Source organism: Martinezella tropici (genome assembly GCF_003287875.1).
Classification (GTDB): domain Bacteria; phylum Pseudomonadota; class Alphaproteobacteria; order Rhizobiales; family Rhizobiaceae; genus Rhizobium; species Rhizobium tropici_C.
Genome location: NZ_QMKK01000029.1, coordinates 1 through 22,655 on the forward strand (window position 1 = coordinate 1; position 22,655 = coordinate 22,655).

Genomic DNA, 22,655 nt, shown 5'->3' on the forward strand with positions numbered 1-22,655 from the left:
AAATGGCAAAGAGTAAGTTTGAGCGCAATAAGCCGCACGTTAACATCGGGACGATCGGTCACGTCGACCACGGCAAGACGTCCTTGACGGCAGCGATCACGAAGTACTTCGGCGAGTTCAAGGCGTATGACCAAATCGACGCTGCTCCGGAAGAGAAGGCTCGTGGCATCACGATCTCGACGGCTCACGTTGAATACGAGACGCCGAACCGCCACTATGCGCACGTCGACTGCCCCGGCCACGCCGACTACGTCAAGAACATGATCACGGGTGCTGCACAGATGGACGGCGCGATCCTGGTTTGCTCGGCCGCCGACGGCCCGATGCCGCAGACGCGCGAGCACATCCTGCTCGCCCGCCAGGTTGGCGTTCCGGCAATCGTCGTGTTCCTGAACAAGGTCGACCAGGTTGACGACGCCGAGCTTCTCGAGCTCGTCGAGCTCGAAGTTCGCGAACTTCTGTCGTCCTACGACTTCCCGGGCGACGACATTCCGGTTGTCAAGGGTTCGGCGCTTGCTGCTCTTGAAGATTCGGACAAGAAGATCGGCGAAGACGCGATCCGCGAGCTGATGGCTCAGGTTGACGCCTACATCCCGACGCCTGAGCGTCCGATCGACCAGCCGTTCCTGATGCCGATCGAAGACGTGTTCTCGATCTCCGGCCGTGGTACGGTTGTGACGGGCCGCGTCGAGCGTGGTATCGTCAAGGTTGGTGAAGAAGTCGAAATCGTCGGCATCCGTCCGACGTCGAAGACGACGGTTACCGGCGTTGAAATGTTCCGCAAGCTGCTCGACCAGGGCCAGGCCGGCGACAACATCGGCGCGCTGATCCGCGGTGTGAACCGTGACGGCGTCGAGCGTGGCCAGATCCTGTGCAAGCCGGGTTCCGTCAAGCCGCACAAGAAGTTCATGGCAGAAGCCTACATCCTGACGAAGGAAGAAGGCGGCCGTCATACGCCGTTCTTCACGAACTACCGTCCGCAGTTCTACTTCCGTACGACTGACGTGACGGGCATCGTGACGCTTCCGGAAGGCACGGAAATGGTTATGCCTGGCGACAACGTAACGGTTGCCGTCGAGCTGATCGTTCCGATCGCGATGGAAGAAAAGCTCCGCTTCGCTATCCGCGAAGGCGGCCGTACCGTCGGCGCAGGCATCGTTGCATCCATCGTCGAGTAATCTTCGGATTATCCCTTTATAAGAAGGCCCCGCTGGAAACAGCGGGGCCTTTTCGCATTGGGAGATGTTGCATGAGCCTGATCATTCCGACAGGTGCTTCAGGCTCGGGAAGACCACGATCGTGCAGGCGATTGCCAGGGTGTTCCGGTAGCCTCAAACTCATCATCACCGAGTGGTGATATGGCTTTTTGGCGTAAGTTCTTCCCTCGCACGGCATACGATATCCGCAACGAAATCGCTTTTCCCGCCGGTATAGTGATCCCAGTCGCCATGAGCCTCTTCGGCCAGTCGGCGCTTCAATATTGCGTAGTCGCCTGCGAATTCGGGATGTGCGCGCAGATAATCGCGGAAAAGGAGGCGGTCTCGGTGTACTGCATTTCCCGGCAGGCAAAGATAAAGCCGCGTGCCATAGGGGATATCGTCCCTGGTAAAGACCCATCGGTCGCCATCGTGCAGATCGCCATGGAAGCGAAATCCATGTGTCTTCAGGCGTTGCGTAGCGTCGAGCCTCGCATCGTTGGAAGAAAGGACGGCGTCAATATCGAGCTTGGGTTTGGCGCATAGTCCCGGGACGGCGGTGCTGCCGATGTGATGGAATTCGGCGGGGCGGGTAAGGAGCAGGCCGATTGCTTTGCATCTCTGTTCGAAGAGAAGAGGCCATTGCGGATCATATTCCACAAGCGTGATTGCCCGCATCCGTGCCTTCTCCTTTGATCATGTCCGCCGTTCCCGATGCATGGCCGTCTCGATCAGATTATCTTGCCGGAAGAGCCTCCGCTCACCAAGCCGTGTCTTGCGAAATGAGCGCAAGGGCCTATGTATCGCTCGATTTTCCAAGGAGGAGATTTTCATGAAGAAACGTATTTTGTTCACGGGCGGCAGCGGCAAGGCAGGGCGTCACGCGGTTCCGTGGCTGGTGAACGCCGGCTACGAGGTCCACAATGTCGATCTCGTGCCGCTGACCAGCCCCGGCGTCACCAATCTGCAGGCCGATGTCACCGATGCGGGACAAGTCTATAACGTCCTGACCATGCATCGCGATTTTCCCGATCTCGATCAAGGCAGGGGTGTCCAGCCTTTCGACGCCGTCGTGCATTTCGCCGCCATCCCGCGCATTCTGATCAAACCGGACAACGAGACCTTCCGCATCAACACGATGAGCACCTACAATGTCATCGAGGCGGCCGCGAAGCTTGGCATCAAGAAGATCATCGTCGCTTCCAGCGAGACGACCTATGGCGTCTGCTTTGCCGAAGGCCATCGCGATTTTCACCAGTTCCCGCTGGAGGAAGACTATGATGTCAACCCGATGGATTCCTACGGTCTGTCCAAGGTCGTAAACGAGAAGACGGCTCGGGCTTTCGCCGAGCGTTTCGGCATCGACGTCTATGCGCTGCGCATCGGCAACGTCATCGAGCCCCACGAATATGAGCGTTTTCCCGAGTTTTTCGCCAACAGCGAAATACGCAAGCGCATCGCCTGGAGCTATATCGACGCTCGCGACCTCGGCCAGATCGTCCATCTCTGCATCGAAAAGGACGGCCTCGGCTTCCAGGTGTTCAACGCCGCCAACGATACGGTTTCGGCCAATACGCCATCGCGCGAACTTGCCGCGAAGCATTTTCCGAATGTGCCCTTCACACGCGAAATCGGTGAATATGAGGGGCTCTTGTCCAATCGCAAGATCCGCGAAGTGCTGGGCTTCAAGGAAGAACACAACTGGCGGAAATATGTGAAAGTCTAGGACGCTGCTTTTAAAGCATTCCCGGCGAGCGCACTTCCCACGCCGGGTGGGGAAGGGGCAGCTGCCGTGCTGCCTCTCCATTTGTTACGCAACAAAACCAAAAATGCTTCCCCAAACACTCGACAAATACAGCCGTTTATTTAAGTAGGGTTGCGTTCGCGAAGCATCTCCTAGAGATTGCAGCGCGTGGCCGGGATATCGTGCCCCTGTTTCGAACCACCCTCCGGCCGACGTGCTTCAAGGGTGAGCAGAGCGCGATTTGCGTCGCGACGAAAGATAATTGCCGGCTGACCCATAGGTGCGCAGCCGTTTCGGAGGTATCATGAAAGATAACGTTGCACGTATTTTTGTCGGTTTCGATTCCAAGGAGGTCGTGGCCTATCACGTCCTTACCCAGAGCATCATCGAGCGCTCGTCGATCCCGGTGGTCTTCTCGCCGATCGTGCTCAACAATCTCGACGGCATCTTCACGCGTGAGCGCAATCCGCTGCAATCGACCGAGTTTTCCTTCTCGCGCTTCCTCGTGCCCTACCTCAGCGATTACCACGGCTGGAGCATCTTCATGGATTGCGACATGCTCGCCCGCGCCGACATCGCCGAGCTTTGGGCGCTGCGCGACGATCGTTATGCCGCCATGTGCGTCAAGCACGACTACCAGCCGAAGATCGAAACCAAGTTCCTCGGCCAGACGCAGACCAAATACGAAAAGAAGAACTGGTCGAGCATGATCCTGTTCAACAATGCCAAGTGCACGGCATTGACGCAGGATTTCGTCAACACGGCAACCGGTCTCCAGCTTCATCAGTTCAAGTGGTTGGAGAACGACGATCAGATCGGCGAGGTGCCGGTCGTCTGGAACTATCTCGTCAACGAATACGATTATCGCGACGATGCGAAGCTCGTGCACTTCACCGATGGCGGCCCGTATTTCGACGAGTATCGCAATGACGATTACGCCGAAGAATGGTTCGCCATGCGCGACCGCATGCTGCACGTCCAGCAGAAGTGAGCGATTTGGATCATAAGACGACCGGAAATATTGATGTCGGCATACCGGCCGCGGGTTCCGCGGCCGGCCTGAACAGTGCCGACGAGTGGCGGACAATATTGGCAGGGTTTTCCCATATCGTTCTGGTCGCCAATAGCGACGCGGTCGATATTGCAGGCCTGCAGGCGCAGTTTCCGGAGACTGCGCTCTTCGTCTTCTTCAACAAGGTCTACAAGGTCCTAGACCGCCCGTTTCATAGGCATTCGCTGCTAATCTCGCGCGGCCAGCCGCGCGGAGCAAACATCGTCTATCGTGGCGAGGTGGGCGAGGTCGTGAAATTCTTTCCAAGGGAATATTTCCTCGGCATCATGAATATCCGGCTCGGTCCGGAAGAGAAGCTCAATCCGGCAGCGGATTTTCAGGGCGCTCCGACAGGGCATCTCGATCTGGTCGGCTTCTGCTCCGACTTTTATACGGAAGGCAAGACACCGACGAGCGGCTTTGCCCTCGCGCTCTGGCTCAGCGATCTGAAGCTGCCCGGCGCGATCGTGCTTGCCGGCTTCTCGGCCAGGCGCAGTCAGAAGTGGAGGGTGGTCGCCGTTCATGATTGGAACTTCGAGCAGACGTTCCTGCGCCTGTTTGCCCGGCTTGGGAAGATCACCATCCATGGCGGGGTTGCGCTAAATCCCTATATCCGGCTTGCGCAGCGCTTCAGCGAATTGCCGCCGGCCGAGATTTCGCTGGCCGCGGCGGAAGTGCTGTCGGAACGGCTCGGCAATACCGATGCCGAAGTGGACAAGCTGATCTCCCTGACGAATGTGATTCGCTCCACCGATAATTTCCTGCGCCGGCTCAGGCCGAAGTTTCTCAAGCGCAAGCCGAAAGGCTCTTCCGGAGAGTAACGAGGGCAAGGGGCATCCTTTCCGCAGCATTCTCGGCGGCTCTGCCCGCTCGGCGGATCTGTCCGCTCGGGCGTGTCCCATGTGAAGTTGCGGGTTCGATTGGGAAAAAGAAAAAAACGCTCTTGCCAATCGTTTCGTCCCGCCTTAAAGGGAGCGCCATGTCTTCGAACTGCTCGGGCGGTCCACCGCTTGCGGTGAATAGTCGAAGGAAGAAGGGGTATAGCTCAGTTGGTAGAGCGGCGGTCTCCAAAACCGCAGGTCGTAGGTTCGAGCCCTGCTGCCCCTGCCATTTTCCTTGATTTGACTGGCGCGTCGTTTTCGCTGCTTCTCAAGTTGAGGATTATGCCGAACCGGCGGCAAATTTTAGAAAACACCGTATTGCCTCTTGTTAAATCGGGAATCGGTGTTTATGTAGGGTTCAACAGACACGCGGTGCGTGGGGCTGATATGTTCAGCTTTACGCGCCGTAATTGCGTGGGCAGTCAATGGCATCCAAAACGAATCCACTAGCGTTTCTGCAGCAGGTGCGCTCCGAGACGTCGAAAATTACTTGGCCCTCACGCCGCGAGACGATGATCTCGACGGTGATGGTGCTTGTCATGGTTGTTTTCGCCTCGCTGTTTTTCTTCGCTGCCGACCAGCTCATTGGCTGGATTCTCGGCTATGTGCTGAATACCGGCAATTGATATCGGGTGGAGATGAACATGGCGGCACGTTGGTACATCGTCCACGCTTATTCTAATTTTGAAAAGAAAGTGGCTGAATCCATTGAGGAGAAGGCCAGGCAGAAGGGTCTTGAGCATCTGTTCGAGAAGATTCTTGTGCCGACCGAGAAGGTCGTTGAGGTCCGCCGTGGCCGCAAGGTTGATAGCGAGCGCAAGTTCTTCCCGGGTTACGTGCTGGTGCGCGCCAACCTGACGGATGAAGCCTACCACCTGATCAAGAATACGCCGAAGGTGACCGGCTTCCTCGGCTCCGACAATAAGCCCGTTCCGATTCCGGATTATGAAGCCGAGCGCATTCTCGGTCAGGTCCAGGAAGGCGTTGAGCGGCCGAAGGCTTCCGTATCCTTCGAGATCGGCGAGCAGGTCCGCGTTTCCGATGGTCCGTTCGCATCGTTCAACGGCACGGTTCAGGATGTGGACGAAGAGCGTTCGCGCCTGAAGGTGGAAGTGTCGATTTTCGGCCGCGCTACGCCGGTCGAGTTGGAATACAGCCAGGTCGAGAAGGTCTGATTGTCTTTGGTTTGAAGGGTTGGCCTGGCGGCCGGCCTTTCGTTCGAGTTTGGGTATAGGCAAATGCTTGCTTATATCTCGCGGCGAAGCCGCAATTCGCGTGGAAGGGTAGGGTCTTAGCCGGGCCTGGCGATCCGCACCACGCAACCGCAGCCGCCGGAGCGATCCGGCATCAGTCGGCCGGGCAACCGGTCAAGTAGAAAGGCAGAGAGAAATGGCTAAGAAAGTTGCAGGCCAGCTCAAGCTGCAGGTTAAGGCCGGCTCGGCGAATCCGTCGCCGCCGATCGGTCCTGCGCTTGGTCAGCGTGGCATTAACATCATGGAATTCTGCAAGGCGTTCAATGCCGCCACGCAGGAAATGGAAAAGGGTATGCCGATCCCGGTCGTCATCACCTACTACCAGGATAAGTCCTTCACCTTCGTCATGAAGCAGCCGCCGGTCAGCTACTTCCTGAAGAAGGAAGCGAAGATCCAGTCCGGCTCGAAGACCCCGGGCAAGGGTGCCAAGGCTGGTACTCTGACCAAGGCTCAGGTCAAGGCGATCGCCGAAGCCAAGATGAAGGATCTGAACGCCGCCGATATCGAAGGCGCAATGGCCATGATCGAGGGCTCTGCCCGCGCCATGGGCCTGGAAGTGGTAGGTTAAGACCATGGTAGCAAAGCGTATTCAGAAGATTCGTGAAGGCGTTGATCCGACCAAGCTCTATGCTCTGGATCTGGCCATCAACATGGTCAAGGAACGTGCCGTCGCCAAGTTCGACGAAACCGTCGAAATCTCGATGAACCTCGGCGTTGACCCGCGTCACGCTGACCAGATGGTTCGCGGCGTCGTCAACCTGCCGAACGGCACCGGCCGTACGGTTCGCGTTGCCGTCTTCGCTCGCGGCGCCAAGGCTGACGAAGCCAAGGCTGCCGGCGCTGACGTTGTTGGTGCGGAAGACCTGGTTGAGATCGTTCAGGGCGGTAAGATCGATTTCGATCGCTGCATCGCCACCCCGGACATGATGCCGCTCGTCGGCCGTCTCGGTAAGGTTCTCGGCCCGCGCGGCATGATGCCGAACCCGAAGGTCGGCACCGTCACGATGGACGTCAAGGGTGCTGTTGAAGCTTCCAAGGGCGGCGCTGTCGAGTTCCGCGTCGAGAAGGCTGGTATCGTCCATGCCGGTATCGGCAAGGCTTCCTTCGACGCCAAGGCTCTGGAAGAAAACATCCGCGCTTTCGCCGACGCCGTCATCAAGGCAAAGCCGGCTGGCGCCAAGGGCAACTATGTCAAGCGCGTAGCGATCTCCTCGACCATGGGTCCGGGCGTCAAGATCGAGCCGTCGTCCGTCACGGCGCCGAGCGCCTGATTGATTTTGCCGGGCGTTAGCCTGGCATTTTAAGAATTCCCGGCCCTTCGGGGCCGGGATTTCCGGAGAAATCCGGAATTCCTGTCCGAGATTGCAGGTGGTTATCCCTTAATCACTTAAGCCTGCATGAGACGGGTAAGACCCGAATTTTGAAGAAGCTTCGCTTCGATGAACTCGGTTCGAGCCTTGGATGCCTTGTGCCTTGGAGCCGTATGGCTCGAGCGCGAGGGGACAGGATCCTCAAGCGTCGCTTGGGATCTGAATTGATCCCAGGAGGCAAAAGGCAACCCGGCAGGTCCGTTAACCCGGTCCTGTCAACTGGAGAAAAGCAGTGGAAAGAGCGGAAAAACGCGAATTCGTCACGGAACTGAACGAAGTCTTCAAGGCTTCGGGCTCGGTTGTCGTGGCCCACTATGCTGGTGCTACAGTCGCTCAGATGAACGATTTCCGTTCCAAGATGCGCGCTGCTGGCGGCACCGTCAAAGTCGCGAAGAACCGCCTGGCCAAAATTGCTCTTCAGGGCACGGATGCGGAAGGGATTTCCAATCTCTTCACCGGTCAGACGCTGATCGCATACAGCACTGATCCGATCACCGCTCCGAAGGTCGTCGTGGATTTCGCCAAGAGCAACGATAAGATCGTTGTTTTGGGCGGCGCCATGGGAACAACAACGCTCAACGCCGAAGGTGTCAAGTCGCTTGCGACCCTGCCTTCGCTGGACGAGCTGCGCGCGAAGCTGCTGGGCATGATCCAGACTCCGGCTACCCGCATCGCAGGTGTTGTTGCAGCGCCGGCAAGCCAGCTTGCTCGCGTGTTCTCGGCCTACGCCAAGAAGGACGAAGCCGCGTAAGGCGGTTTTTCGCTGTTCATAACCAACCAGTTCGAACCGAACAAAAGGAACTATCAAAATGGCTGATCTCGCAAAGATCGTAGACGACCTCTCCTCGCTGACCGTTCTCGAAGCCGCAGAACTGTCGAAGCTTCTCGAAGAAAAGTGGGGCGTTTCCGCCGCTGCTCCGGTAGCTGTTGCTGCCGTTGCCGGTGGTGCTGGCGGCGCTGCTGCAGCTGCTGAAGAAGAAAAGACCGAGTTCGACGTCATCCTCGCTGATGCCGGCGCGAACAAGATCAACGTCATCAAGGAAGTCCGCGGCATCACCGGCCTCGGCCTCAAGGAAGCCAAGGACCTCGTTGAAGCCGCTCCGAAGGCTGTCAAGGAAGGCGTTTCCAAGGCTGAAGCTGCTGACATCAAGAAGAAGCTCGAAGACGCCGGCGCAAAGGTCGACGTCAAGTAAGCTTGAAACTGCTTTTGGGAGGTGGCTTTTTGCCGCCTCCCATTTGCCGTTTTTCTGAACGAATTACCCAAAAGCCGCGGGCAAAACGGCTTTTGGGTAATGGGTTCTTCAAGAGGATGGTCTCAAACCGAACCGCGACGCAATCCGGCTGAGCGGTTTTCGGTTAGATAGACGAGATTGAACTACTCATTGATTGATGGGGTCGCCTGGCCAGCGATTCCCATCCGTTGCAGGCCCGGGTGCAGGATTTTAAAGGAGCGACGATGGCTCAGACCCTTTCGTTCAACGGTCGCAGGCGCGTACGCAAGTTTTTTGGTAAGATTCCCGAAGTCGCAGAGATGCCGAACCTCATCGAGGTTCAAAAGGCGTCCTACGATCAGTTTCTCATGGTCGAAGAACCGAAGGGCGGCCGCCCGGACGAAGGTCTTCAGGCTGTCTTCAAGTCGGTTTTCCCGATCACCGATTTCTCCGGCGCTTCCATGCTGGAGTTCGTTTCCTATGAGTTCGAGCCGCCGAAGTTCGACGTCGATGAGTGCCGCCAGCGCGACTTGACCTACGCCGCGCCGCTGAAGGTGACCCTCCGTCTGATCGTGTTCGATATCGACGAGGATACGGGCGCGAAGTCCATCAAGGACATCAAGGAACAGAGCGTCTACATGGGCGACATGCCGCTCATGACGAACAACGGTACGTTCATCGTGAACGGCACCGAGCGCGTGATCGTATCCCAGATGCACCGTTCGCCGGGCGTTTTCTTCGACCACGACAAGGGCAAGAGCCATTCCTCCGGCAAGCTGCTCTTTGCTGCTCGCGTCATCCCGTATCGCGGCTCCTGGCTCGATATCGAATTCGACGCCAAGGACATCGTCTATGCCCGTATCGACCGCCGCCGCAAGATTCCGGTGACGTCGCTGCTGATGGCGCTCGGCATGGATGGCGAAGAGATCCTGTCGACCTTCTATACGAAGTCGCTCTACCAGCGCTCCGGCGATGGCTGGCGCATTCCCTTCAAGGCGGAAACGCTGAAGGGCGCCAAGACCGTTTCCGACATGATCGACGCCGATACCGGCGAAGTGGTTGTCGAAGGCGGCAAGAAGCTTACGCCGCGCCTGCTGCGTCAGCTGCAGGAAAAGGGCCTCAAAGCTCTGAAGGCAACCGACGAAGAACTTTACGGCCTCTTCCTGGCGGAAGACATCGTCAACTTCCAGACCGGTGAGATCTATCTCGAAGCCGGTGATGAAATCGACGAGAAGACCCTGCCTGTTATCCTCAACGCCGGTTTCGACGAAATCCCGGTTCTCGGCATCGACCACATCAATGTCGGCGCCTACATCCGCAACACGCTGTCCGCCGACAAGAACGAGAACCGTCAGGACGCTCTATTCGACATCTACCGCGTCATGCGTCCGGGTGAGCCGCCGACCATGGAATCGGCCGAAGCCATGTTCAACTCGCTGTTCTTCGATGCGGAGCGTTACGATCTCTCCGCCGTCGGCCGCGTGAAGATGAACATGCGTCTCGACCTCGACGTCGAAGACACCGTCCGCATCCTGCGCAAGGACGACATCCTGGCCGTGGTCAAGATGCTCGTCGAGCTGCGCGACGGCAAGGGCGAGATCGACGACATCGACAACCTCGGCAACCGCCGCGTCCGTTCGGTCGGCGAGCTGATGGAAAACCAGTATCGTCTGGGTCTGCTGCGCATGGAACGTGCGATCAAGGAACGCATGTCCTCGATCGAAATCGACACGGTCATGCCGCAGGACCTGATCAACGCAAAGCCGGCCGCCGCTGCCGTCCGCGAATTCTTCGGCTCCTCGCAGCTGTCGCAGTTCATGGACCAGGTGAACCCGCTTTCGGAAATCACTCACAAGCGCCGTCTTTCGGCTCTTGGCCCGGGTGGTCTGACCCGCGAGCGCGCCGGCTTCGAAGTCCGCGACGTTCATCCGACGCATTACGGTCGTATTTGCCCGATCGAAACGCCGGAAGGTCCGAACATCGGTCTTATCAACTCGCTGGCGACCTTTGCCCGCGTCAACAAGTACGGCTTCATCGAAAGCCCTTATCGCCGCATCATCGACGGTAAGGTGACCAACGACGTGCTTTACCTCTCCGCCATGGAAGAGGCGAAGTATTACGTTGCTCAGGCCAACGCCGAGCTCGACGCCGAGGGCTCCTTCATCGAGGAATTCGTCGTCTGCCGTCACGCCGGCGAAGTCATGCTCGCTCCGCGCGACAACATCAACCTGATGGACGTCTCGCCGAAGCAGCTGGTTTCGGTCGCTGCCGCTCTGATCCCGTTCCTGGAAAACGACGACGCCAACCGCGCTCTCATGGGCTCGAACATGCAGCGTCAGGCCGTGCCGCTTCTGCGTGCCGAAGCCCCGTTCGTCGGCACCGGCATGGAGCCGGTCGTCGCACGTGACTCCGGTGCTGCCATCGGCGCCCGCCGCGGCGGCGTGGTCGACCAGGTCGACGCAACGCGTATCGTTATTCGCGCCACCGAAGACCTCGATCCGTCGAAGTCCGGCGTCGATATCTACCGCCTGATGAAGTTCCAGCGTTCGAACCAGAACACCTGCGTCAACCAGCGTCCGCTGGTGACCGTCGGTGACGTGGTCAACAAGGGTGACATCCTGGCAGACGGTCCGTCGACCGACCTCGGTGATCTGGCTCTCGGCCGTAACGTGCTCGTCGCGTTCATGCCGTGGAACGGTTACAACTACGAAGACTCGATCCTGCTCTCCGAGCGTATCGTTGCCGACGACGTGTTCACCTCCATCCACATCGAAGAATTCGAAGTGATGGCACGTGACACCAAGCTCGGTCCGGAAGAAATCACCCGCGATATTCCGAACGTTTCGGAAGAAGCGCTGAAGAACCTGGACGAAGCCGGCATCGTTTACATCGGCGCCGAAGTTCAGCCGGGCGATATCCTTGTCGGCAAGATCACGCCGAAGGGCGAAAGCCCGATGACGCCGGAAGAAAAGCTCCTGCGCGCCATCTTCGGTGAAAAGGCCTCCGACGTTCGCGATACCTCCATGCGCATGCCGCCCGGCACCTACGGCACGGTCGTCGAAGTTCGCGTCTTCAACCGTCACGGCGTCGAAAAGGACGAACGTGCCATGGCGATCGAGCGCGAAGAGATCGAACGCCTTGCCAAGGACCGCGACGACGAGCAGGCGATCCTCGACCGCAACGTCTACGGCCGTCTGGTCGAGATGCTGCGTGGTCAGGTTGCTCTTGCTGGTCCGAAGGGCTTCAAGAAGGGCACGGAACTGTCGAACGCCGTCGTTTCGGAATATCCGCGTTCGCAGTGGTGGATGTTCGCCGTCGAGGACGAAAAGGTCCAGAGCGAGCTGGAAGCCCTGCGTGGCCAGTATGACGAATCCAAGTCGCGCCTCGAACAGCGCTTCATGGACAAGGTCGAGAAGGTCCAGCGCGGCGACGAAATGCCTCCGGGCGTCATGAAGATGGTCAAGGTCTTCGTCGCTGTGAAGCGCAAGATCCAGCCGGGCGACAAGATGGCCGGCCGTCACGGGAACAAGGGCGTGGTCTCGCGCATTGTTCCGGTCGAGGACATGCCGTTCCTGGAAGACGGTACGCATGTCGATATCGTGCTGAACCCGCTGGGCGTGCCCTCGCGCATGAACGTCGGTCAGATTCTCGAAACGCACCTCGGCTGGGCTTGTGCCGGCATGGGTCGCCAGATCGGCGAACTGATCGAAGCCTACAAGGCGAGCGGTAACATCGAGCCTCTGCGCAAGACGATCGACATGGTCGTCGGCGACGGTCCGAAGAGCGACGACGTGCACGAGTATGACGATGCGTCGGTTCTGCGTCTGGCAGATCAGTGGAAGCGTGGCGTGTCCATCGCGACCCCGGTCTTCGATGGCGCCGGCGAAGTAGATGTCAACGAGATGCTGGAAATGGCAGGTCTCAAGCAGACCGGCCAGTCGACGCTGTACGACGGTCGTACCGGCGAGCAGTTCGACCGTCAGGTTACGGTTGGCTACATCTACATGCTGAAGCTGAACCACCTTGTCGACGACAAGATCCACGCCCGTTCGATCGGCCCGTACTCGCTCGTCACCCAGCAGCCGTTGGGCGGTAAGGCACAGTTCGGCGGTCAGCGCTTCGGCGAAATGGAAGTCTGGGCGCTTGAAGCTTATGGCGCAGCCTACACGCTGCAGGAAATGCTCACGGTCAAGTCGGACGACGTGGCCGGCCGTACGAAGGTCTACGAAGCCATCGTTCGTGGCGACGACACCTTCGAAGCGGGCATTCCGGAAAGCTTCAACGTTCTCGTCAAGGAAATGCGCTCGCTGGGTCTCAGCGTCGAGCTGGAAAACTCCAAGGTCGACGATCTGCAGACGGCAAGCCAGCTTCCGGACGCAGCCGAGTAAGAGCCTCTGTCGGGTGCGCGCTGCCATCAGCGCGCACCGTTGGAATATTGCAGCGCCGTCGACGTCCTTGGGATGCATGGCGCCGCAAGGCGGTTTTAAAGCGTCAGGCCGGTTCCCGGGATTTGCCGGCCCTGTTCGCAATTCGAGGGCGTTTCGCCCCTAAAGGAGATAGGCATGAACCAAGAGGTCATGAATCTTTTCAATCCGCAGATGCCTGCGCAGAATTTCGATTCCATCCGGATTTCGATTGCGTCGCCGGAGAAGATTCTTTCCTGGTCTTATGGCGAGATCAAGAAGCCGGAGACGATCAACTATCGTACGTTCAAGCCGGAACGCGATGGTCTCTTCTGCGCGCGCATCTTCGGGCCGATCAAGGATTACGAGTGCCTGTGCGGCAAGTACAAGCGCATGAAGTACAAGGGCATCATCTGCGAAAAGTGCGGCGTTGAAGTCACGCTGTCGCGCGTTCGCCGTGAGCGCATGGGCCATATCGAGCTTGCCGCTCCCGTTGCCCACATCTGGTTCCTGAAGTCGCTGCCTTCGCGCATTTCGACGCTGCTCGACATGACGCTGAAGGATGTCGAGCGCGTTCTCTACTTCGAAAACTACATCGTCACCGAGCCGGGCCTGACCGCCCTCAAGGAGCATCAGCTTCTCTCGGAAGAAGAGTACATGCTCGCCGTCGACGAATATGGCGAAGACCAGTTCACCGCGATGATCGGCGCTGAAGCGATCTACGAGATGCTGGCCAGCATGAACCTCGAAAAGATCGCCGGCGACCTGCGCTCCGAGCTTGCCGACACCACGTCGGATCTCAAGCAGAAGAAGCTGATGAAGCGCCTGAAGATCGTCGAGAACTTCATGGAGTCGGGCAACCGTCCGGAATGGATGATCATGAAGGTCGTCCCGGTCATCCCGCCGGACCTGCGTCCGCTGGTTCCGCTCGATGGCGGCCGCTTCGCGACTTCGGATCTGAACGATCTGTACCGCCGCGTCATCAACCGTAACAATCGTCTGAAGCGCCTCATCGAACTGCGCGCTCCGGGCATCATCATCCGCAATGAAAAGCGCATGCTGCAGGAATCTGTCGATGCGCTGTTCGACAACGGCCGCCGTGGCCGCGTCATCACCGGCGCCAACAAGCGTCCGCTGAAGTCGCTGTCCGACATGCTCAAGGGCAAGCAGGGCCGTTTCCGTCAGAACCTGCTCGGCAAGCGCGTCGACTATTCCGGCCGTTCGGTCATCGTGACCGGTCCGGAGCTCAAGCTGCATCAGTGCGGCCTGCCGAAGAAGATGGCGCTCGAGCTGTTCAAGCCGTTCATCTATGCCCGCCTCGACGCGAAGGGTTATTCCTCGACCGTCAAGCAGGCCAAGAAGCTGGTCGAAAAGGAAAAGCCGGAAGTCTGGGATATCCTCGACGAGGTCATCCGGGAGCATCCGGTTCTCCTGAACCGCGCACCGACGCTGCACCGCCTGGGCATCCAGGCCTTCGAACCCACGCTGGTCGAAGGCAAGGCTATCCAGCTGCACCCGCTCGTCTGCACGGCCTTCAACGCCGACTTCGACGGCGACCAGATGGCTGTTCACGTGCCGCTCTCGCTGGAAGCCCAGCTTGAAGCCCGCGTGCTGATGATGTCGACCAACAACATCCTGCACCCGGCAAACGGCGCGCCGATCATCGTTCCCTCGCAGGACATGGTTCTCGGCCTGTACTATCTGTCGATCCTGAACCAGAACGAGCCGGGCGAAGGCATGGCCTTCTCCGACCTCGGCGAGCTGCATCACGCCCTCGAAAACAAGGTCGTGACGCTGCACTCGAAGATCCGCGGCCGCTTCAAGTCGGTCGACGAAGAAGGCAAGCCCTATTCGAAGATCTACGAGACGACGCCTGGCCGCCTGCTGATCGGCGAACTGCTGCCGAAGCACGGCAAGGTGACCTTCGACATCTGCAACCAGGAAATGACCAAGAAGAACATCTCCAAGATGATCGACACGGTCTACCGTCATTGCGGCCAGAAGGACACGGTCATTTTCTGCGACCGCATCATGCAGCTTGGCTTCTCCCATGCCTGCCGCGCCGGCATTTCGTTCGGCAAGGACGACATGGTTATCCCGGATACCAAGGTTAAGATCGTCGGCGATACAGAAGCGCTCGTGAAGGAATACGAGCAGCAGTACAATGACGGCCTGATCACCCAGGGCGAGAAGTACAACAAGGTCGTCGACGCCTGGGGCAAGGCCACGGAAAAGGTCGCCGAAGAAATGATGGCCCGCATTAAGGCCGTCGAATTCGACGAAAAGACCGGTCGCCAGAAGCCGATGAACTCGATCTATATGATGAGCCACTCGGGTGCTCGTGGTTCGCCGAACCAGATGCGCCAGCTGGGCGGCATGCGCGGCCTCATGGCCAAGCCGTCGGGCGAAATCATCGAGACGCCGATCATCTCGAACTTCAAGGAAGGCCTGACCGTTAACGAGTACTTCAACTCGACCCACGGTGCCCGTAAGGGTCTGGCCGACACCGCCTTGAAGACCGCGAACTCCGGTTACCTGACCCGCCGTCTCGTCGACGTCGCGCAGGATTGCATCGTCACGCATGTCGATTGCGGCACGGAGAACGGCCTCACCATGACCGCCATCGTCGATGCCGGTCAGGTCGTCGCCTCGCTCGGCGCCCGCATCCTCGGCCGCACGGCCCTGGACGACATCGATCATCCGGTCACGGGTGAGCGCATCGTCGATGCCGGCAAGATGATCCTCGAGCCCGATGTCATCGAGATCGAGAAGGCTGGTATCCAGTCGATCCGCATCCGTTCGGCACTGACCTGCGAAATCCAGACGGGCGTCTGCTCGGTCTGCTACGGCCGTGACCTTGCTCGCGGTACGCCTGTCAACATCGGTGAAGCTGTCGGCGTCATCGCCGCACAGTCGATCGGTGAGCCGGGCACCCAGCTGACCATGCGTACCTTCCACCTGGGCGGCACGGCGACCGTGGTCGACCAGTCGTTCCTGGAAGCCTCCTACGAGGGCACGGTTCAGATCAAGAACCGCAACATGCTACGCAACTCCGACGGCAACCTGGTTGCCATGGGCCGCAACATGACAGTCCAGATCCTGGACGAACGCGGTGTCGAACGCTCCTCGCAGCGCGTCGCTTACGGCTCGAAGCTGTATGTCGACGACGGCGACAAGGTGAAGCGCGGTCAGCGTCTGGCAGAGTGGGACCCCTATACCCGTCCGATGATGACGGAAGTGGCCGGTACGGTTCACTTCGAAGATGTGGTCGACGGTCTCTCGGTCCTCGAAGCGACGGACGAGTCCACCGGCATCACCAAGCGTCAGGTTATCGACTGGCGCTCGACGCCGCGCGGCTCCGATCTGAAGCCGGCGATCGTCATCAAGGACGCCAGCGGCAATGTCGCCAAGCTGTCGCGCGGTGGTGAAGCCCGCTTCTTGCTCTCGGTCGACGCGATCCTGTCGGTCGAACCGGGTCAGAAGGTGTCGCAGGGCGACGTTCTCGCCCGTTCGCCGCTGGAAAGCGCCAAGACCAAGGACATCACCGGTGGTCTGCCGCGCGTTGCCGAACTGTTCGAAGCTCGTCGTCCGAAGGACCATGCTATCATCGCAGAGATCGATGGTACGATCCGCCTCGGCCGCGACTACAAGAACAAGCGTCGCGTCATCATCGAGCCGGCGGAAGACGGTGTCGAGCCGGTCGAATACCTGATCCCGAAGGGCAAGCCCTTCCACCTTCAGGAAGGCGACTATATCGAAAAGGGTGACTACATCCTCGACGGTAACCCGGCGCCGCACGACATTCTGGCGATCAAGGGCGTGGAAGCTCTGGCTTCCTACCTGGTCAACGAAATCCAGGAAGTCTACCGCTTGCAGGGCGTTGTTATCAACGACAAGCACATCGAAGTGATTGTCCGTCAGATGCTGCAGAAGGTGGAGATCACCGATGCGGGCGACAGCCAGTACATCGTCGGCGACAACGTCGACCGTATCGAACTGGAAGACGCCAACGACCGCCTCATCGAAGAAGGCAAGAAGCCCGCTTACGGCGATCCGGTTCTGCTCGGCATCACCAAGGCATCGCTGCAGACGCCGTCCTTCATCTCGGCCGCATCCTTCCAGGAAACGACGAAGGTGCTGACCGAAGCTGCAATCGCCGGCAAGACCGACGGTCTGCAGGGTCTGAAGGAAAACGTCATCGTCGGCCGCCTGATCCCGGCCGGTACCGGCGGCACCATGACGCAGATCCGCCGTATCGCTACGGCTCGCGACGAGCTCATCCTCGAAGAGCGCCGCAAGGGCACGGGCGCCGGCGTCGCAACGCCGATGCTGCAGGATCTCGCAAGCGAGAACAGCCCGGCCGAGTAAGCGGAACGGGATCGGAAAAATCAAAACCGCCCGGAGCGATCCGGGCGGTTTCTCTTTGCGCATAATGAAATCGATGAGGTGAGGGGGCGTCACCTTCCTCAGACCGTCGTCCGATCAGCGGAATCGGATGATTGCGACTTCGCCTTCGAGCGCGCCTTGGTAGGCGGAGGCATGCGGCTCTTCGTCCGGAATATCCGTCAGCAGCCCGATCTGATCGAGGTCGGCCTCGATGAAGCCTTCTTCGGCCAAGGCGTTCAACGCCTCGCGCACGGCGGTATCATCGTCAGGCGCTTTCAGCATGACATGCAGGTCGATGCCTTCGCCGCCATCGGACTCATATCCCTTGCCGATGATGATGAAGACCATGGGGCCGTCGGAATTGTTGTCGTTGTCTGGCGCAGTAATCATGGGTCTTCCTTCGGGAGTGTCGAATCGACCCGGTGATTCTCTCAGGCAGCCGGGTCTGGCGGATGGAAATGTCCTGCTCTGATTCCTTATAGGGATTTTGAGGAAATACCAAAGTCCATCTTGCCGAGGGGACGGCATTTCCGTATCAAACGCGTCAAATGGCTGGTTTGCCCGGCCTTTTCGGGCTGTATGACAAAGATAATTTCTTAACCGGCCTTGACGAACCGGCGGGAAACCAGTAGTACCGCCGCCATCGGAACCCATGTGAGGCATGGCTGTCTGGGGCGACGCGCCCTGGAGTTCACCTCAAACAAGGTTCTAAACGCACGTTGAAGACACGAATGCTGCACGCAAGACGCCTTGACGGCGTCCTCTGCTTTTCTGTGGTCCATCTGCGAAAGCGGATCGGGCCACGTTTTGCGCATTGAGACGATCGTGTGTCGTTGCCGGTGACGGCGAAAGTCATGCCCGTAAGGGTGTCGAGATAGATTTACAAGGGATGGTTGAATGCCTACCGTAAACCAGCTGATCCGCAAGCCTCGCCAGGCGCAGGTAAAGCGTAATAAGGTTCCCGCTCTCCAGGAGAACCCGCAGAAGCGCGGCGTTTGCACCCGCGTCTACACCACGACGCCGAAGAAGCCGAACTCGGCTCTGCGTAAGGTCGCAAAGATCCGCCTGACCAACGGCTTCGAAGTCATTGGTTACATCCCCGGTGAAGGTCACAACCTTCAGGAACACTCTGTCGTCATGATCCGTGGCGGCCGCGTCAAGGACCTTCCGGGTGTTCGCTACCACATCATCCGCGGCGTTCTCGATACCCAGGGTGTCAAGAACCGCAAGCAGCGCCGTTCGAAGTACGGTGCAAAGCGTCCGAAGTAATTCGGATTTGGATCATCCGGCGCTGCGCGAGGTTCTCCGCGTGGTATAGCGCCGCTAACAGTTGAGAGACGAGAAGTACATGTCCAGACGTCACAGAGCAGAAAAGCGCGAGATCAATCCGGACCCGAAGTTCGGCGATCTGGTTGTTACGAAGTTCATGAATGCCATCATGCTCGACGGCAAGAAGTCCGTAGCTGAAAACATCGTATATGGCGCATTCGACGCCGTGCAGGGCAAGGCAAAGCAGGAGCCGCTCGGCGTGTTCCATCAGGCTTTGGATAACATCGCTCCGCACGTTGAAGTCCGCTCGCGCCGCGTTGGTGGTGCTACGTACCAGGTTCCGGTCGATGTTCGTCCGGAGCGCCGCCAGGCTCTGGCCATTCGCTGGCTGATCGCGGCTGCTCGCAAGCGTAACGAGACGACGATGATCGATCGTCTCAGTGGCGAACTTCTCGATGCCTCCAACAACCGCGGCGCTGCCGTCAAGAAGCGCGAAGACACGCACAAGATGGCTGACGCCAACCGTGCGTTCTCGCATTATCGCTGGTAATCCCGAACGGTTTCGGAAAGGCAGTCCACAATGGCTCGCGCATATAAAATCGAAGACTACCGTAATTTCGGTATCATGGCGCATATCGACGCCGGCAAGACTACGACCACCGAGCGTATTCTTTATTACACCGGTAAGTCGCACAAGATCGGCGAAGTTCATGATGGCGCTGCCACGATGGACTGGATGGAGCAGGAGCAGGAGCGTGGCATCACGATCACCTCTGCTGCGACCACGACCTTCTGGAAGGGCCGTGACGGCAAGACCCGCCGCTTCAACATCATCGACACTCCCGGCCACGTCGACTTCACCATCGAAGTCGAGCGTTCGCTGCGCGTTCTCGACGGCGCCATCGCGCTTCTCGATGCCAACGCCGGTGTCGAGCCGCAGACGGAAACCGTCTGGCGTCAGGCTGAGAAGTATCATGTTCCGCGCATGATCTTCTGCAACAAGATGGACAAGACCGGCGCTGACTTCTATCGCTCGGTCGAGATGATCAAGACCCGTCTCGGCGCGACCGCAGTTGTCATGCAGCTGCCGATCGGTGCTGAAAGCGACTTCAAGGGCGTTATCGACCTGGTCGAAATGAACGCTCTCGTATGGCGCGACGAGTCGCTCGGTGCTCAGTGGGACGTCGTCGAAATCCCGGAAGACCTGAAGGCCAAGGCTGAAGAATATCGCGAAAAGCTGATCGAGACCGTTGTCGAGATCGACGAAGCCGCGATGGAAGCGTACCTCGAAGGCAACCTGCCCGATAACGACAAAATCCGCGAACTCGTTCGTCGCGGCACGATCGACGTCAAGTTCCATCCGATGTTCTGCGGCACCGCCTTCAAGAACAAGGGTGTACAGCCGCTGCTCGACGCCGTTGTCGATTACCTGCCGTCGCCGCTCGACATTCCGGCAATCAAGGGCATCGATGCCAAGACGGAAGCCGAAATCGAGCGTCACGCTGACGACAACGAGCCGCTCTCGATGCTCGCGTTCAAGATCATGAACGACCCGTTCGTCGGTTCGCTCACCTTCGCTCGTATCTACTCCGGTAAGCTGGAGAAGGGCGTTTCGGTCATGAACACGGTCAAGGACAAGCGCGAGCGCGTCGGCCGCATGCTGCAGATGCACTCCAACTCCCGTGAAGACATCGAAGAAGCCTATGCAGGCGACATCGTTGCTCTTGCCGGCCTCAAGGAAACCACCACGGGTGACACGCTTTGCGACCCGCTGAAGCCGGTTATCCTCGAGCGCATGGAGTTCCCGGAGCCGGTTATTCAGATCGCGATCGAGCCGAAGTCCAAGGGCGACCAGGAAAAGATGGGCCTCGCGCTCAACCGCCTGGCTGCAGAAGACCCGTCCTTCCGCGTCAAGACGGACCAGGAATCCGGCCAGACCATCATCGCCGGCATGGGCGAACTGCACCTCGACATCATCGTCGACCGCATGCGTCGTGAGTTCAAGGTTGAAGCAAACGTAGGCGCTCCGCAGGTTGCCTACCGCGAAACCATCACGCGCCTGACGGAAAAGGACTATACGCACAAGAAGCAGACCGGTGGTACCGGTCAGTTCGCACGCGTCAAGCTCGTATTCGAGCCGAACCCGGACGGCGAAGACTTCAAGTTCGAATCCAAGATCGTCGGTGGTGCTGTTCCGAAGGAATACATCCCGGGCGTTCAGAAGGGTATCGAAAGCGTTCTGTCTTCCGGTCCGCTGGCTGGCTTCCCGATGCTCGGCGTCAAGGCGACGCTCATCGACGGTGCCTTCCACGACGTTGACTCGTCGGTTCTCGCCTTCGAAATCGCCGCCCGCGCTTGCTTCCGTGAAGCAGCTCGCGAAGCTGGCGCTCAGCTCCTCGAGCCGATGATGAAGGTCGAAGTCGTAACGCCGGAAGACTACGTCGGTGACGTTATCGGTGACCTGAACTCTCGCCGTGGCCAGATCCAGGGTCAGGAGAGCCGCGGTATTGCCGTCGTCATCAGCGCGAACGTCCCGCTGGCGAACATGTTCAAGTACGTCGATAACCTGCGTTCGATGTCTCAGGGCCGTGCTCAGTACACGATGACCTTCGATCATTACGCGCCGGTTCCGTCGAACGTCGCACAGGAAATCCAGGCAAAGTATTCCGGTCAGAAGTGACCGGAATACCAATTGACCGATAACAAGAATTGATCCCCCAGGGGACAGGAAAACGGAGAGCCGAAAATGGCAAAGAGTAAGTTTGAGCGCAATAAGCCGCACGTTAACATCGGGACGATCGGTCACGTCGACCACGGCAAGACGTCCTTGACGGCAGCGATCACGAAGTACTTCGGCGAGTTCAAGGCGTATGACCAAATCGACGCTGCTCCGGAAGAGAAGGCTCGTGGCATCACGATCTCGACGGCTCACGTTGAATACGAGACGCCGAACCGCCACTATGCGCACGTCGACTGCCCCGGCCACGCCGACTACGTCAAGAACATGATCACGGGTGCTGCACAGATGGACGGCGCGATCCTGGTTTGCTCGGCCGCCGACGGCCCGATGCCGCAGACGCGCGAGCACATCCTGCTCGCCCGCCAGGTTGGCGTTCCGGCAATCGTCGTGTTCCTGAACAAGGTCGACCAGGTTGACGACGCCGAGCTTCTCGAGCTCGTCGAGCTCGAAGTTCGCGAACTTCTGTCGTCCTACGACTTCCCGGGCGACGACATTCCGGTTGTCAAGGGTTCGGCGCTTGCTGCTCTTGAAGATTCGGACAAGAAGATCGGCGAAGACGCGATCCGCGAGCTGATGGCTCAGGTTGACGCCTACATCCCGACGCCTGAGCGTCCGATCGACCAGCCGTTCCTGATGCCGATCGAAGACGTGTTCTCGATCTCCGGCCGTGGTACGGTTGTGACGGGCCGCGTCGAGCGTGGTATCGTCAAGGTTGGTGAAGAAGTCGAAATCGTCGGCATCCGTCCGACGTCGAAGACGACGGTTACCGGCGTTGAAATGTTCCGCAAGCTGCTCGACCAGGGCCAGGCCGGCGACAACATCGGCGCGCTGATCCGCGGTGTGAACCGTGACGGCGTCGAGCGTGGCCAGATCCTGTGCAAGCCGGGTTCCGTCAAGCCGCACAAGAAGTTCATGGCAGAAGCCTACATCCTGACGAAGGAAGAAGGCGGCCGTCATACGCCGTTCTTCACGAACTACCGTCCGCAGTTCTACTTCCGTACGACTGACGTGACGGGCATCGTGACGCTTCCGGAAGGCACGGAAATGGTTATGCCTGGCGACAACGTAACGGTTGCCGTCGAGCTGATCGTTCCGATCGCGATGGAAGAAAAGCTCCGCTTCGCTATCCGCGAAGGCGGCCGTACCGTCGG

General features: G+C 58.9%; 18 protein-coding genes and 1 tRNA gene. 17 read left to right on the top strand and 2 right to left on the bottom strand.

The genetic code is table 11. The features are described 5' to 3' along the window. Positions 1–2: 2 nt before the first annotated feature. On the top strand, positions 3–1,178 hold the full coding sequence (gene tuf, locus DQ393_RS11455) for an elongation factor Tu (protein ID WP_075852341.1): 1,176 nt from the start codon (positions 3–5) through the stop codon (positions 1,176–1,178). Between the two features lie 165 nt (positions 1,179–1,343). Here tuf (DQ393_RS11455) and DQ393_RS11460 read toward each other — a convergent pair whose 3' ends face one another. Further along, the gene (locus DQ393_RS11460; protein ID WP_112341903.1) at positions 1,344–1,874 is read right to left on the bottom strand and encodes a GrpB family protein; all 531 of its coding nucleotides are present in this window, start codon (positions 1,872–1,874) and stop codon (positions 1,344–1,346) included. A 154-nt stretch (positions 1,875–2,028) separates the two neighbouring features. Here DQ393_RS11460 and DQ393_RS11465 point away from each other — a divergent pair, with 154 nt between their 5' ends. From DQ393_RS11465 to rpoC, 12 genes are all read left to right on the top strand, one after another. Next, positions 2,029–2,922, top strand: coding sequence for an NAD-dependent epimerase/dehydratase family protein (locus tag DQ393_RS11465; protein WP_112341904.1), 894 nt, complete (start codon positions 2,029–2,031; stop codon positions 2,920–2,922). A 322-nt stretch (positions 2,923–3,244) separates the two neighbouring features. Beyond that, positions 3,245–3,931 carry a glycosyltransferase gene (locus DQ393_RS11470; protein WP_112341905.1) on the top strand — a complete coding sequence of 229 codons (687 nt, stop codon included), beginning with the start codon at positions 3,245–3,247 and terminating at the stop codon, positions 3,929–3,931. A 5-nt stretch (positions 3,932–3,936) separates the two neighbouring features. Beyond that, positions 3,937–4,812, top strand: coding sequence for a 3-deoxy-manno-octulosonate cytidylyltransferase (locus tag DQ393_RS11475; protein ID WP_181592323.1), 876 nt, complete (start codon positions 3,937–3,939; stop codon positions 4,810–4,812). Between the two features lie 213 nt (positions 4,813–5,025). Further along, a tRNA-Trp gene (locus DQ393_RS11480) sits at positions 5,026–5,101 on the top strand. A 196-nt stretch (positions 5,102–5,297) separates the two neighbouring features. Then, positions 5,298–5,498 (top strand): preprotein translocase subunit SecE, encoded by a 201-nt coding sequence (secE, locus tag DQ393_RS11485; protein ID WP_112341906.1) that lies wholly within the window; start codon positions 5,298–5,300, stop codon positions 5,496–5,498. 18 nt (positions 5,499–5,516) lie between these two features. After that, positions 5,517–6,047 carry a transcription termination/antitermination protein NusG gene (gene nusG, locus DQ393_RS11490; RefSeq protein ID WP_004123460.1) on the top strand — a complete coding sequence of 177 codons (531 nt, stop codon included), beginning with the start codon at positions 5,517–5,519 and terminating at the stop codon, positions 6,045–6,047. 214 nt (positions 6,048–6,261) lie between these two features. Beyond that, positions 6,262–6,693, top strand: a complete 432-nt coding sequence (gene rplK, locus DQ393_RS11495) for a 50S ribosomal protein L11 (RefSeq protein WP_069614842.1) — start codon at positions 6,262–6,264, stop codon at positions 6,691–6,693. Between the two features lie 4 nt (positions 6,694–6,697). Further along, complete coding sequence (gene rplA / locus DQ393_RS11500; protein WP_112341907.1) at positions 6,698–7,396, top strand: 50S ribosomal protein L1; 699 nt, start codon at positions 6,698–6,700, stop codon at positions 7,394–7,396. A 331-nt stretch (positions 7,397–7,727) separates the two neighbouring features. After that, the gene (rplJ, locus tag DQ393_RS11505) at positions 7,728–8,246 is read left to right on the top strand and encodes a 50S ribosomal protein L10 (RefSeq protein ID WP_106997618.1); all 519 of its coding nucleotides are present in this window, start codon (positions 7,728–7,730) and stop codon (positions 8,244–8,246) included. A gap of 58 nt (positions 8,247–8,304) precedes the next feature. Then, positions 8,305–8,688: a 50S ribosomal protein L7/L12 gene (rplL, locus tag DQ393_RS11510; protein WP_095434662.1), complete on the top strand. Its 384-nt coding sequence runs from the start codon at positions 8,305–8,307 to the stop codon at positions 8,686–8,688. Between the two features lie 263 nt (positions 8,689–8,951). Next, positions 8,952–13,094 (top strand): DNA-directed RNA polymerase subunit beta, encoded by a 4,143-nt coding sequence (rpoB, locus tag DQ393_RS11515; RefSeq protein WP_112341908.1) that lies wholly within the window; start codon positions 8,952–8,954, stop codon positions 13,092–13,094. Between the two features lie 174 nt (positions 13,095–13,268). After that, positions 13,269–17,477, top strand: a complete 4,209-nt coding sequence (rpoC, locus tag DQ393_RS11520) for a DNA-directed RNA polymerase subunit beta' (protein ID WP_112341909.1) — start codon at positions 13,269–13,271, stop codon at positions 17,475–17,477. Positions 17,478–17,591: 114 nt separating this feature from the next. On the opposite strand, the gene DQ393_RS11525 is transcribed toward rpoC, so the two are convergent. After that, positions 17,592–17,885, bottom strand: a complete 294-nt coding sequence (locus DQ393_RS11525) for a hypothetical protein (RefSeq protein ID WP_047637046.1) — start codon at positions 17,883–17,885, stop codon at positions 17,592–17,594. Between the two features lie 507 nt (positions 17,886–18,392). Here DQ393_RS11525 and rpsL point away from each other — a divergent pair. The 4 genes from rpsL to tuf (DQ393_RS11545) all read left to right on the top strand — a co-directional run. Next, positions 18,393–18,764, top strand: a complete 372-nt coding sequence (rpsL, locus tag DQ393_RS11530; protein WP_003507760.1) for a 30S ribosomal protein S12 — start codon at positions 18,393–18,395, stop codon at positions 18,762–18,764. Between the two features lie 79 nt (positions 18,765–18,843). Then, positions 18,844–19,314, top strand: coding sequence for a 30S ribosomal protein S7 (gene rpsG, locus DQ393_RS11535; RefSeq protein WP_112341910.1), 471 nt, complete (start codon positions 18,844–18,846; stop codon positions 19,312–19,314). 30 nt (positions 19,315–19,344) lie between these two features. Continuing rightward, positions 19,345–21,444, top strand: coding sequence for an elongation factor G (gene fusA, locus DQ393_RS11540; protein ID WP_112341911.1), 2,100 nt, complete (start codon positions 19,345–19,347; stop codon positions 21,442–21,444). Between the two features lie 66 nt (positions 21,445–21,510). Further along, positions 21,511–22,655 (top strand): elongation factor Tu (gene tuf / locus DQ393_RS11545; RefSeq protein ID WP_112341912.1); only part of this gene is annotated, 1,145 nt, incomplete at its 3' end.